This window comes from Arcobacter siniprincipis (SeqCode) (genome assembly GCF_048571125.1).
Taxonomy (GTDB): Bacteria; Campylobacterota; Campylobacteria; order Campylobacterales; family Arcobacteraceae; genus Arcobacter; species Arcobacter siniprincipis.
The window spans coordinates 2,746,693-2,759,257 of sequence record NZ_CP182343.1 but is presented as its reverse complement, the minus strand read 5'-3'; the positions used below and the strand labels follow the sequence as shown (position 1 = coordinate 2,759,257).

Annotated in this window: 8 protein-coding genes, 3 tRNA genes and 3 rRNA genes; 9 read left to right on the top strand and 5 right to left on the bottom strand. The window is 34.6% G+C overall.

Annotated elements, in window-relative coordinates; genetic code table 11:
- Positions 1-40: 40 nt before the first annotated feature.
- Positions 41-1,048: a Fe(3+) ABC transporter substrate-binding protein gene (locus ACNI3D_RS14005; RefSeq protein ID WP_419767440.1), complete on the bottom strand. Its 1,008-nt coding sequence runs from the start codon at positions 1,046-1,048 to the stop codon at positions 41-43.
- Between the two features lie 153 nt (positions 1,049-1,201).
- Between ACNI3D_RS14005 and ACNI3D_RS14000 the strand changes: the two genes are divergently transcribed.
- From ACNI3D_RS14000 to ACNI3D_RS13960, 9 genes are all read left to right on the top strand, one after another.
- Complete coding sequence (locus ACNI3D_RS14000; protein ID WP_419767439.1) at positions 1,202-1,771, top strand: anthranilate synthase component II; 570 nt, start codon at positions 1,202-1,204, stop codon at positions 1,769-1,771.
- Complete coding sequence (locus ACNI3D_RS13995) at positions 1,771-2,967, top strand: glycosyltransferase family 39 protein (RefSeq protein ID WP_419767438.1); 1,197 nt, start codon at positions 1,771-1,773, stop codon at positions 2,965-2,967. Before ACNI3D_RS14000 ends, ACNI3D_RS13995 begins: the two co-directional genes overlap by 1 nt.
- On the top strand, positions 2,948-3,589 hold the full coding sequence (locus ACNI3D_RS13990; RefSeq protein ID WP_419767437.1) for a type II secretion system protein: 642 nt from the start codon (positions 2,948-2,950) through the stop codon (positions 3,587-3,589). Before ACNI3D_RS13995 ends, ACNI3D_RS13990 begins: the two co-directional genes overlap by 20 nt.
- A 294-nt stretch (positions 3,590-3,883) precedes the next feature.
- A 16S ribosomal RNA gene (locus tag ACNI3D_RS13985) occupies positions 3,884-5,400 on the top strand.
- 111 nt (positions 5,401-5,511) lie between these two features.
- A tRNA-Ile gene (locus ACNI3D_RS13980) sits at positions 5,512-5,588 on the top strand.
- 22 nt (positions 5,589-5,610) lie between these two features.
- Positions 5,611-5,686 (top strand) — tRNA-Ala (locus ACNI3D_RS13975).
- 277 nt (positions 5,687-5,963) lie between these two features.
- Positions 5,964-8,880 (top strand): 23S ribosomal RNA (locus ACNI3D_RS13970).
- Positions 8,881-9,012: 132 nt separating this feature from the next.
- Positions 9,013-9,128 (top strand): 5S ribosomal RNA (rrf, locus tag ACNI3D_RS13965).
- Together the 16S, 23S and 5S rRNA genes with 3 tRNA genes alongside form the textbook arrangement of a ribosomal RNA operon.
- 198 nt (positions 9,129-9,326) lie before the next feature.
- Positions 9,327-9,402: transfer RNA gene (locus tag ACNI3D_RS13960), tRNA-Thr, on the top strand.
- A gap of 29 nt (positions 9,403-9,431) precedes the next feature.
- Here the strand turns inward: ACNI3D_RS13960 and ACNI3D_RS13955 are convergent.
- From ACNI3D_RS13955 to ACNI3D_RS13940, 4 genes are all read right to left on the bottom strand, one after another.
- Entirely contained in the window at positions 9,432-9,662 is a 231-nt protein-coding gene (locus tag ACNI3D_RS13955) for a transcriptional antiterminator Rof (RefSeq protein ID WP_419767436.1), read from the bottom strand.
- Between the two features lie 12 nt (positions 9,663-9,674).
- Positions 9,675-10,058 carry a hypothetical protein gene (locus ACNI3D_RS13950; protein WP_419767435.1) on the bottom strand — a complete coding sequence of 128 codons (384 nt, stop codon included), beginning with the start codon at positions 10,056-10,058 and terminating at the stop codon, positions 9,675-9,677.
- 67 nt (positions 10,059-10,125) lie between these two features.
- Positions 10,126-10,641 carry a peptidylprolyl isomerase gene (locus ACNI3D_RS13945; protein ID WP_419767434.1) on the bottom strand — a complete coding sequence of 172 codons (516 nt, stop codon included), beginning with the start codon at positions 10,639-10,641 and terminating at the stop codon, positions 10,126-10,128.
- 60 nt (positions 10,642-10,701) lie between these two features.
- Complete coding sequence (locus ACNI3D_RS13940) at positions 10,702-12,561, bottom strand: peptidoglycan D,D-transpeptidase FtsI family protein (RefSeq protein WP_129101241.1); 1,860 nt, start codon at positions 12,559-12,561, stop codon at positions 10,702-10,704.
- Positions 12,562-12,565 lie beyond the last annotated feature (4 nt).

Here is a 12,565-nt window from a genome sequence, read left to right as displayed (position 1 = left end):
ATAAGTAGTGTATTATTACACTACTTATCTATTGAAATTTTTATTTCCATCCTGCTTGGTCAAAGATTCTAACAGCCTTTGCGTTATTTTCTCCTAAAGTATTGATAGAAATTGTATCATCAGTAAATGTTCCCCATGATTGAACTAATTCTGATGCTTTAACATCTTTTAAAATTGGATACTCAAAATTACCTTCTGCAAAGATTCTTTGTGCATCAGCACTTGCTAAAAATTCTATAAATTTTATAGCATTATCTTTATTAGGAGCATATTTTGTAACTCCAGCTCCACTAACATTTATATGAGTTCCCCCATTTTCAAATTTAGGAAAAAAGATTTTTACTTTTTTTACCGCTTGAGCTTGTGATTTATCTTTATTATCAACCATTTTACCTATGTAGTAAGTATTTGCAATAGCAATAGAACCAATGCCATTAGCTACAGCTTTTACTTGATATCTATCATTACCTTTTGGTTCTTTTGCCATATTTGCAACAATTCCTTTAGCCCATTTTAAAGCAAACTCTTCCCCATGATGTGCAATAACTGCTGCTAAAAGTGATTGATTATATGCATTATTAGAAGATCTAACCATTATTTTACCTTTAAATTTTGGATCTGCCAATTCTTCATATGTTGATAGTTGATCTTTAATCCCCGATCCAACTTTGTATACAGCAACTCTTGCTCTTTTTGTTAATCCAAACCATTGGTTATCTTTGTCTCTTAATTGAGCTGGTATATTCTTTTCTAAAATATCAGATTCTATTGTTTGTAACAAACCACTAGATTTAGCTTTGTATAATCCTGCTGCATCAACTGTTATTAAAACATCAGCAGGTGATTTTTCTCCTTCTGTTTGTATTCTTTTAATTAAAGCTTTTGCTTCAGCTTTTACTATATTTACTTTTATACCAGTTTTTTTTTCAAACATTTTAAATAGTTCTTTGTCTGTATCATAATGTCTATGTGAATAGATATTTACTTCTTGTGTAGCAAATAATGAACTTGAAAATATTAATATACTGATTCCTAATTTTTTTAACATGTTACCCCTTTTATTTTTGAAACTATGAATAATATAAAACTAAAACTTAGTATATTCTTAGTTACAATAATCATTATCATTATATTTATTGTTTATAATACTTTTATAAAGTAAATTTGATATAATATATTTTTTAATAAGGAAAATGAGAAAATGATATTAATGATTGATAATTATGACTCTTTTACATATAATATTGTGCAATATTGTTTAGAGTTAGGTGCTGATTTAAAAGTAATAAGAAATGATGAACTAAGCGTGGAAGAGATTGAACAACTTAATCCTGAAAAGATAATAATATCTCCAGGCCCTGCAACTCCAGATGATGCAGGAATATGTTTAGAAGTCATTGAATATTTTGCTGATAAAAAACCTATATTTGGTATTTGTTTAGGACATCAAAGTATTGCACAAGTATTTGGTGCAAAAGTTGTTAGAGCAGATAACATGATGCATGGAAAAATCTCAAAAGTAAAAGTCCTAAATGATACAATTTTATTTAATGGACTGCCAAATGAATTTACTCAAACTAGATATCATTCATTAACTGTTAAGCAAGATAATTTACCATCTTGTATTAAAGTTACTTCTAAAAGTTTAGATGATAATGAAATTATGTCTTTAGAAATTGAAGGTAAAAAAATTTATGGAGTTCAATTTCATCCAGAATCAATCATGAGTGAATATGGATATGAAATAATTGGTAACTTCTTAAAAATATAATGATTAAACAAAAATTTTACAACTATATTTTTGGAATAACCTTAGCCACCTTTTTTGTTGTACTAATTTTTGTTGCCAATAGTTTAAGCATTTCATATAATGAAGCACTAAATGTTTTAGTAAATAAATCTGTTTTATCTTATATAACAAAATCTAGTACATATTTTTTTGGGAGTAATGATATATCTATTCGACTTCCTTTTATTATACTTTATGTTTTTAGCGTTATATTAATGTATTTACTTACAAAGGATTATTTTAAAAAAGAAATAGATAGATTATTTAATGTACTTATATTTATGTTTCTTCCTGGAGTTGTTAGTGCTTCTTTATTAATAAATAGTTCAATTGTTGTTATATTCTGTACCTTAATATATTTATATTATTATAAACTTTATTCAAAGCATAATTACTATTTGTTATTCTTCTTTTTATTTGTGGATAATTCCTTTGCAGTTTTCTTTTTAGCATTATTTTTTTATTCATTAAATAAAAAAGAAAATAAATTGTTAATAATATCTTTGATTTTATTTGCTTTATCAATGTATATTTATGGATTTGAATCTACTGGAAAACCAAGAAGTTATCTAGTAGATACTTTTGGAATATATGCTTCAATTTTTTCTCCATTAATATTTCTATATTTTTTTTATTCACTATATAGAGTGGGAATCAAAGGGACGCATTCAATATATTGGTATATTTCAGTTACTGCTATGATCTTTTCTCTTTTATTTTCTTTTCGACAAAAAATTTATATAGAAGACTTTGCTCCATATGTTGTGATATCTCTACCAATTATGTTGAAATTATTTATGCATTCATTAAGAGTTAGGTTACCAGAATTTAGAAGGATACATTATAATATTGTAAAATTATCTCTTTTTTTTCTTTTTATTAATACCTTTTTACTTTTATATAATAAACCACTTTATTTGATATTAGATAATCCAGAAAAACATTTTGCATATAATTATTATTTTGCAAAAGATATTGCAAAGATTTTAAAAAAGAATAAGATTAATAATATAAAGACTTTTGACAGAAAACTTCAAAAAAGATTAGAATTCTATGGCATTGTAAAAGGTAATGATTACTTTGTTTCTTTGTATGATCCAATAAAGTATGATCAAAAATTTATAATAAAGTATTTTAATAAAGACTTATTAGATATCTATGTGCGAAAAATCAAATAATAAAAAATCATATTTCTTATTTGAAATTATATTTGTAATACTATTAATATCATATTTTTCATATTCACTTCTGCCTAAAAATACTCAACCAGAATTTAAAGTAGCAATAGATAGATTGGTACTTTATTTAAATCAAACAAAACTACAAGCTTTTATTGATGATAAATATGATTTATCAAATCCAAAATGGTTTAGAAAAAGATGGACGTTGAAGTTTTTTAATTGTAGTGAAAATGTTGGTGGTATTTATTATTCTATATATAGTGATACAAATATGACAGGACATCCAAACGCAGATGAGAGTTTAAAAGACCCACTTAGTAAAAAATATATTTACTCATCAAATAGTTGTGAAGAAAATAATTCCAATAGTGAATATGTTTTATTAACTAAAAAATTTGGAATAAAAAATATAAGTATGACATGTAATAGTACTACTTCATCAATAGGACAATTATCATTTGGAAGTGATGGAAAAGTCTATTCAAGGTTAAGTACAGAAGAAAACGATGAGTCTTCATATTTATTAAACGAAGATTGTACTATAAATTTTATATCTAAAAAAGGCGATATATCGGGCATTAAGGTACATGCAAATACAGGATTTATTGAAAAACTCTAAGAATTTCAAAATTTAAGCTAAATTTAATTCCCAGCACTTGACAAAGGCAAAAAAACCTATTATAATTCCCGTCCAATTTGAGTGACAAACGTCGCAAAGGGTTGATGTTCTTTAACAAACTACGGTTTTAAGAAGTAAGTAACTTTTATAAACCGAATATGATATAAAACAAGAGAATTTATACAATTCTCGTCTATTAAAAAAACAATGAGTAATGTCAGTAAACAATTGCAATTAATCTTTTTAGGAAGATTAGATAAAAGAGTTAGACACTAGTCATGATTAAACTAAACATTTATGGAGAGTTTGATCCTGGCTCAGAGTGAACGCTGGCGGCGTGCTTAACACATGCAAGTCGAACGAGAACGGGTTAAAGCTTGCTTTAACTGTCAGCTAAGTGGCGCACGGGTGAGTAATATATAGGTAACATGCCCTAGAGAGGGGGATAACAGATGGAAACGTCTGCTAACACCCCATATGCCTTTAAGACCTAAGTCTGCAAGGGAAACATTTATGGCTCTAGGATTGGCCTGTACGGTATCAGCTAGTTGGTGAGGTAATGGCTCACCAAGGCAATGACACCTAACTGGTTTGAGAGGATGATCAGTCACACTGGAACTGAGACACGGTCCAGACTCCTACGGGAGGCAGCAGTGGGGAATATTGCACAATGGACGAAAGTCTGATGCAGCAACGCCGCGTGGAGGATGACACATTTCGGTGCGTAAACTCCTTTTATATAGGAAGATAATGACGGTACTATATGAATAAGCACCGGCTAACTCCGTGCCAGCAGCCGCGGTAATACGGAGGGTGCAAGCGTTACTCGGAATTACTGGGCGTAAAGAGCGTGTAGGCGGGTAAATAAGTTGGAAGTGAAATCCTATGGCTCAACCATAGAACTGCTTCCAAAACTGTTAACCTAGAATGTGGGAGAGGTAGATGGAATTTCTGGTGTAGGGGTAAAATCCGTAGATATCAGAAGGAATACCGATTGCGAAGGCGATCTACTGGAACACAATTGACGCTGAGACGCGAAAGCGTGGGGAGCAAACAGGATTAGATACCCTGGTAGTCCACGCCCTAAACGATGTACACTAGTTGTTGTGAGGCTAGACCTTGCAGTAATGCAGTTAACACATTAAGTGTACCGCCTGGGGAGTACGGTCGCAAGATTAAAACTCAAAGGAATAGACGGGGACCCGCACAAGCGGTGGAGCATGTGGTTTAATTCGACGATACGCGAAGAACCTTACCTGGTCTTGACATAGAAAGAACTTTTTAGAGATAAATTGGTGCCTGCTTGCAGGAGCTTTCATACAGGTGCTGCACGGCTGTCGTCAGCTCGTGTCGTGAGATGTTGGGTTAAGTCCCGCAACGAGCGCAACCCTCGTCGTTAGTTGCTAACAGTTCGGCTGAGAACTCTAACGAGACTGCCTACGCAAGTAGGAGGAAGGTGAGGACGACGTCAAGTCATCATGGCCCTTACGACCAGGGCTACACACGTGCTACAATGGGGTATACAAAGAGCAGCAATACGGTGACGTGGAGCGAATCTCAAAAATGCCTCCCAGTTCGGATTGTAGTCTGCAACTCGACTACATGAAGTTGGAATCGCTAGTAATCGTAGATCAGCTATGCTACGGTGAATACGTTCCCGGGTCTTGTACTCACCGCCCGTCACACCATGGGAGTTGAATTCATTCGAAGCGGGGATGCTAAAATAGCTACCTTCCACAGTGGATTTAGCGACTGGGGTGAAGTCGTAACAAGGTAACCGTAGGAGAACCTGCGGTTGGATCACCTCCTTTCAGAGTAATGAGATTAGATTCGTTTCTAATCTCAAGAAATAAAATAAAATGGGTAAATATCCAATATCATATTCGGTTTGTAAAGGTTATTGAAAATAATAGGTGAAGAATGGGCCTATAGCTCAGCTGGCTAGAGCGCTCGACTGATAATCGTGAGGTCCCAGGTTCAAGTCCTGGTAGGCCCACCATGAGAAGAAGATAATCTTTGTTGGGGAATTAGCTCAGCTGGGAGAGCGCCTGCCTTGCACGCAGGAGGTCAGCGGTTCGATCCCGCTATTCTCCACCAACATTAGCACCTAAACCAAAGTAGAATAGAAATTAGTAAATTTTAATATTAGTACTTAAGAGAAGTATTAATATTAGGATTTATCCTAAATGTTATTTAAAAATTTAATGTTAAAGTCTTTAAAATTTTTTCGAATTAGAATAAAGAGATTTATTTTAATACAAAATAGAAAACAATTTAAACACACAATTACTGTTTTATTAAATATTGTATTTAATAAGATAGTAGCCAAGGAATAATTATCAAAAAGGTAACTATAGAAATATAGTTATACAAATTATAAGCTATTAAGGGCTAATGGTGGATGCCTAGACTGTAAGAGGCGATGAAGGACGTATTAGGCTGCGATAAGCCTCGGGGAGCTGCCAAAGAGCTTTGATCCGAGGATTTCCGAATGGGACAACCCAGCATATAGAGATATATGTTACCCTGCGGGGAGCTAACCTGGTGAAGTGAAACATCTCAGTAGCCAGAGGAAGAGAAATCAAATGAGATTCCGTAAGTAGCGGCGAGCGAACGCGGATTAGGACAAACCCAATGCTTGCATTGGGGGTTGTAGGACCATAATGTGAGACTTAAAAGAGTAGTAGAAATATCTGGAAAGGTATAGCATAGAAGGTGAAACTCCTGTATACGAAACTCTTGAGAGCTCTATTGGTATCCTGAGTAGGACGGAACACGTGATATTTTGTCTGAATCTGGGGGGACCACCCTCCAATCCTAAATACTACTTACAGATCGATAGTGAACAAGTACCGTGAGGGAAAGGTGAAAAGTACTCCAGCGAGGAGAGTGAAATAGAACCTGAAACCATTAGCTTACAATCATTCGGAGCCCTATGTTGCTTGCAACAGGGTGACGGACTGCCTTTTGCATAATGAGCCTGCGAGTTGTGGTGTCTGGCAAGGTTAAGTCAAGTACGGAGCCGTAGCGAAAGCGAGTCTTAATAGGGCGACATAGTCAGATGCTGCAGACCCGAAACGAAGTGATCTATCCATGAGCAGGTTGAAGCTGGTGTAAGAGCCAGTGGAGGACCGAACCCGCTGACGTTGAAAAGTCTTGGGATGACTTGTGGATAGGGGTGAAAGGCCAATCAAACTTCGTGATAGCTGGTTCTCTCCGAAATATATTTAGGTATAGCCTTATGTCGTAACATATAGGGGTAGAGCACTGAATGGGCTAGGGCTGCTTACCGCGGTACCAAACCCTATCAAACTTCGAATACTATATGCGTAATCATAGGAGTCAGGCGGTGGGTGATAAAATCCATCGTCGAGAGGGGAACAACCCAGACTAACAGCTAAGGTCCCAAAGTTACATCTAAGTGGAAAACGATGTGAAGTTACTGTGACAACCAGGAGGTTGGCTTAGAAGCAGCCACCCTTTAAAGAAAGCGTAACAGCTCACTGGTCTAGTGATTTTGCGCGGAAAATATAACGGGGCTAAGATGTACACCGAAGCTTTAGACTTGTACTTGTACAAGTGGTAGGAGAGCGTTCTATTCAGCGTTGAAGGTATACCGACGAGGAGTGCTGGAGCGGATAGAAGTGAGCATGCAGGCATGAGTAGCGATAATTGAGGTGAGAATCCTCAACGCCGAAAACCCAAGGTTTCCTACGCGATGCTCGTCATCGTAGGGTTAGTCGGGACCTAAGTCGAGTCCGAAAGGGGTAGACGATGGCAAATTGATTAATATTTCAATACCAACAAATAAGCGCGATGTGGGGACGCATAGAGTTAATCGAGGTCACTGATGGAATAGTGGCTCGAAGGATGTAGGTTGTATCTTAGGCAAATCCGGGATACATTCGACCGAGATCTTACAGGCTGTTGCGATTTTTCGGAATCAATTCAGAATCGATGATACTGTCGTGCCAAGAAAAGCCACTAAGTATATTATTTGTTGCCCGTACCGTAAACCGACACAGGTGGGTGGGATGAGTATTCTAAGGCGCGTGGAAGAACCCTGGTTAAGGAACTCTGCAAACTAGCACCGTATCTTCGGTATAAGGTGTGCCTACTTCTGTATAGAGATTTACTCTCAAAAGCGGAAGAGGTTGCAACAAAGAGTCCCTCCCGACTGTTTACCAAAAACACAGCACTTTGCTAACTCGCAAGAGGATGTATAAGGTGTGACGCCTGCCCGGTGCTCGAAGGTTAACTGATGATGTCAGCGTAAGCGAAGCATTTGATTGAAGCCCGAGTAAACGGCGGCCGTAACTATAACGGTCCTAAGGTAGCGAAATTCCTTGTCGGTTAAATACCGACCTGCATGAATGGCGTAACGAGATGGGAGCTGTCTCAACCAGGGATCCAGTGAAATTGTAGTGGAGGTGAAAATTCCTCCTACCCGCGGAAAGACGGAAAGACCCCGTGCACCTTTACTACAGCTTGACACTGTAGCTTGGATATTCATGTGCAGGATAGGTGGGAGGCTATGAACTATGGACGCAAGTACATAGGGAGCCACCCTTGAGATACCACCCTTGAATATTTGAGTTACTAACTGGGACGAGTTATCCTCGTTCAGGACAATGTCTGGTGGGTAGTTTGACTGGGGCGGTCGCCTCCTAAAAAGTAACGGAGGCTTGCAAAGGTTGGCTCAAAGCGGATGGAAATCGCTTGTTGAGTATAATGGCATAAGCCAGCCTGACTGTAAGAGATACAACTCGAGCAGAGACGAAAGTCGGTCATAGTGATCCGGTGGTTCTGTGTGGAAGGGCCATCGCTCAAAGGATAAAAGGTACGCCGGGGATAACAGGCTGATCTCCCCCAAGAGCTCACATCGACGGGGAGGTTTGGCACCTCGATGTCGGCTCATCGCATCCTGGGGCTGGAGCAGGTCCCAAGGGTATGGCTGTTCGCCATTTAAAGCGGTACGCGAGCTGGGTTCAGAACGTCGTGAGACAGTTCGGTCCCTATCTTCCGTGGGCGTAGGAAAGTTGAAGAGATTTGTCCCTAGTACGAGAGGACCGGGATGAACGTACCACTGGTGTACCAATTGTTCTGCCAAGAGCATCGTTGGGTAGCTACGTACGGATGTGATAAGAGCTGAAAGCATCTAAGCTCGAAGCCAACTCTAAGATGAACTTTCCCTGAAGATCCCAGCAAGACTAGCTGGTTGATAGGCTAGATGTGTAAGTGAAGTAATTCATTTAGCTGACTAGTACTAATAGATCGTTTGGCTTATTTTATATATTTCTTGGTTTACTATCTTATTAAGTACATACTTAATAAAAGTTGTGTAAAAGACTTTAACATTAATATACACTCAAGACAATTGAGTTGAGTATTAAGAGCATTCTTTGCTTTTAATACTCAACTTTGTTGGTGATTATTGAGAAGTGGAAATACCCGGCTCCATTCCGAACCCGGAAGTCAAGCACTTCATCGCTGATAATACTGCAGGGTCCCCTTGTGGAAACGTAAGTCGTCGCCAACTCTTGAGTAATTTTTAAGCTTAGTTCTATTTAGACATCGTCTTTTTAGCACTGAGCTTTTTTTTTGCACCTTTTTTACTGAATATTATAATATTATTCGTGCTAAAATTTATTTTCTACTTTTAGGTGCCAATATTATTCACTATTACCTGTAGCACGATTTATTCCCTTCGGTCAGGTATAATTATTCACTATAATTAGCTCGCATAGCTCCAACGGTAGAGCAATTGCATGGTAAGCAAGAGGTTGTAGGTTCGATTCCCACTGTGAGCACCACTTTGTTCTTTTCCCTAGTTTTAGATATGTTAAATTTCTATATATTTTTTACCATTAAATGAAACAATTAAATCGAGTCTTATTTTTTGTTTATTATCTAAGAGTAAATACTCTTTTCCTTTAATTACTACTAATGCGTTAACGAATCCTTTTACCGTTAATATATCTTCTTGATTAAAGTAAACAATAGTAGATGGTATTTTTCTTTGTATTGCTATATCTAGTTGATCAAAAAACTCACATGAAATTGGATTATACATAATTCGCCTTTTTTAAATAAAATATTGAGAAATATTTATAGCATACCAAATAATAGAGAAGTTAAATAAAAAAATAAACATAGAAGAGGCTCTTGAAATGATTTTTTCTTTTTTAGTTCTTTGTCTTCCATGTGCTTTTAATGAAATGTACATATGGATTGCTGTTGCAAGAACTACTAAAAAGACTATGAAAATCTTTCTATATAATAATATCCCAAATTGAGAGTTTCTGAATGATTCATCAAGTATTATGGAATAAAGATTATGTTGATTTAATAAAAGAAATCCAGTTATTAAAAGTAGGCTTATCCAAATTAATTGAAAATAACCATAAAATGGCCCTATATGAGAGTAAATTATATTTTGTGTTTTTTTATCTTTAAAATATATGCCCATACCAAAAAGTAATAATCCTCCACCAACCCATGCGGTGGCGGAGAGTAGATGAATAAATAATATTATATTAGTTAGCATCTTTTGCTGGTAAAATTTTAATTGAAACAATTTTATCTTTTTGATTAATCGAATCTAATGTTTGGAAACTTTCAGAATCATTTTCTTCAATTCCGCCAAAAACTGTATGCCCACCATCTAAATGTGGACAAGGAACAAAACAAATGAAGAATTGGCTTCCCCCAGTATTTCGCCCTGCGTGTGCCATTGATAATGTTCCTCTTTTGTGAACTTGATTAGGTGCATCTGTTTCACAAGGAATTGACCAACCTGGTCCTCCCATTCCAGAACCATCTGGACATCCACCTTGTGCCATAAATCCAGGAATTACTCTATGAAAAATTAATCCATTATAAAATCCATCATTTGCAAGTGTTGCAAAGTTTGATACGGCAATTGGAGTTGATTCTGGAAATAACTTAGTCCAAATTACACCTTTATCTGTTGTAAATTTTGCATATTGAAATTTTTCTAACTCTTCTTTTGGTAAATCATATTTTTTTAGCTCTTTTTTTGATCCAAACATTTTTATCCTTTAAAATTTATGGAATTATATCAATATTCTGTATTAAATAGATTAAATTTCTTAGTTATCTGTACTCTTAGTTAAATAATTAAGTTTTATAAGATTATTAACAACTTCTTTGAAAACAGGAACAGCTGACCATGAAGCATAATGATAATACCAATATCTTCCTGTTGATATTGGATTTATTACTGTTACACCTATAGTGTATTTTTTATTTTTATCATTTGCAAAACCAAAAAAAGATGAAATATATATGTTTTGATATTTTCCATGTCTTGCAATTTGAGCAGTTCCTGTTTTCCCTCCAACTTCAATGCCTTCTATTTGAGCATTAACTCCTGTGCCTTTTGTTATTGTTTTTATAAGTAGTCTTTTTATTTCATTAGCTGTTTTTTTAGATATAACTCTTTTTTGTGTATCATCAGCTAAGCTTACTTTTTTGTCATTTACTGATAAACTTTGAACAATCTTTGGTGTTACAATTATTCCATTATTATTGAATGCTGAATATGCTTTAATCATTTGCATAAAAGTACCTGTCATACCTTGTCCATATGAAATAGTTGCTTTAAAGACATTGTCTTCACCTTTATCTTCACCAGCTGAAAATTGCCTTACACTTGGCATAACTCCAACTTTCTCATATGGTAAGTCTATTTGAGTTTTTTCTGTTATTCCAAAACTTTTAAGCCCTTCATACATCTCTTTTCCACTTAGTCTTTGAGCTAATTGTAAAGTTCCTATATTACTAGAATAAATAAATATATCATCAACAGTTAAATAATGTTTTGTAAATTCATGGTCATCCCCAATTATATATCTACCAAGTTTATATTTTCCCCTTGGATATTCACCTTTTGAGTTTAATTTACCGTTATTATATGCGTTAAACAGTTCATCTTTTTTGATTCTATTTTTATCCATAACTAGTGAAATAGAAACAGGTTTTATGATTGAACCTGGTTCAAATAAAAATTCAATGGCACTTACATCTAAGTATGGGATATCAGTTTGTCTAATTAATCCTGGATTAAATCTATTTGATGAGGCTAAAGCTTTTATTTTACCTGTATCACTTTCCATTACTGAAACAATAATTTCATCTGCACTTAATTTTGTTTTATATTGGTCAATCATTAGTTCAAGGTTTTTTTGAAGTCTAAGTGGAATATTTAAAATTAAATCTGCACCATCAACTCTATTTTGTACAATTGAGTTTTTGTTAAAAGAAATATATGAAAGTACATCTCTTGTGCCTTCTAGTTTTCCATCTTTAGTATTATTTAATATATTGTTATAACTTTTTTCTAAACCTTTAATCCCATTTACTTTTGTTTTTCCATTATCACTTTCATATTTTCTTATATATCCAATAACAGGAGTTAAAGTATCATCATATGAGTATAATCGCTTTTCTCCACTTTCATTTATATTTAGCCCCCTTAATATTTTGTTATCATTGATTTCTATGGATTTGAAAACATTTAAATGTCTTAGTTTAAATCCTAGTTCTTTTAGATTTTTTGCAGTTTTTGAATCAATGTTATATGAAAGAACAATTGAACCAGGATTTTTAAGTGAGTTACTTATCTTTTCATAAATTTTAGCTTCAGGTATATCACTATAAATTGAAAAAAGTTTAACAAATAAATCAATTTTTTTAATATCTAAAAATCTAGTATCTATAGTTGCTTTGTATAATTTTAAAGAAGAAGCAATTTTAAAATTGTCTTCACTTAAAATATTTCCCCTTATTGCAAGTTCTGTTTTACTGCTCTCTAAATTGGGCAGCCTTCTTTTATCCGTAATTGTAACGAAGACATTTGACAGTAGAAGTATTAAGCTTAAGAAAATAAAAATAAGTATAATAAAAATTTTTTTAATTCTAGTAATTTTGTTTATGTTTTTTGAAGACATCTTT